We start from the raw sequence: 939 nt of genomic DNA, 5'->3' as shown, positions 1-939 counted from the left end.
GTTTCAAAAGCATTTCCTCTTCCTCTTTTAGCAAGTTGCTACTTTTTAGCAAGCTGCTGATATTACTGTGTAAGGATCTTCCTAATAAGGGGATCATGGTGTATATGATGATGATCAAAGGCAGATAACTGTATAGGAACGGTTCGTCGGTGATAAGTGTGCAGATTGTATAGGAAGCTATGGTAAGGGAGGACAATAGGATGGAGATATTACTCATATAGGCACAGATGGAAAGCATGGTAAATAAGAGAGAGATAGTAATGTTACTCATTATCAATGCTCTTTGATAACTATATTCACATCCGCTACATATTGAGCAATAAATTATCTCGATAAAAATCTCGATATGTATGGCTATCAGTATAATGGAAAAGGTCGTGGTCAGATTTACTCTCTTTTTTAAATAAGCGAGAGTGCACATAATGATAAACAGGAATAATACGCTGTTAATATAATAAAACTGTTCATTGGGAAATGGAACTGAATATATGTATATGGGTGCGCATAAGGCCAGCATGAGCAGGGATAGATGAAAGACACGTTTTTGTTGATACGTTATTATCATTTCGCTTTCTTTTTTGTCGTAAGTTTGAGTTTTTATTGAACTTAGAAAAGTAGCGGCTTTTGTGCTGAATTTCATGTGTTTTATTGTTTTAAGTGTTATTAAGTATAATGCCTCCTGCAAAAATAACTGTTTTTTGTATGTTTAAGTACTTTTCTTTATGATGTTAAGTGTTTTTAATTGTTGTGTAAGCGTGATTGGCTGCTGTGGCAAGTGTTGTAGCTGTTGTGTGGTTGTCTTTTTAAGTATTTATAAGTTTAAAATACTTGTTTTTTGCTTTGGAGGTTGGTTTATAGGTGCATATCTTTAGCGGTTGAAATTCAGGGGGTGTAAAAGCCTGGGTTTGGATTGTCATATTAACAAATGATTAAATGACG

1 pseudogene is annotated in these 939 nt (G+C 34.3%); it reads right to left on the bottom strand.

Going from position 1 to position 939, the window contains the following annotated elements:
• Positions 1–640, bottom strand: a pseudogene (locus DWZ47_RS30260) (LuxR family transcriptional regulator); the annotation flags it as partial.
• Between the last annotated feature and the right edge of the window lie 299 nt (positions 641–939).

Origin of the sequence: Bacteroides sp. AF32-8BH, from assembly GCF_003435205.1 — a bacterium.
GTDB classification, from domain to species: domain Bacteria; phylum Bacteroidota; class Bacteroidia; order Bacteroidales; family Bacteroidaceae; genus Bacteroides; species Bacteroides ovatus.
The sequence above is the reverse complement of the archived record's forward strand: the minus strand, read 5'-3'. Positions and strand labels throughout refer to the sequence as shown.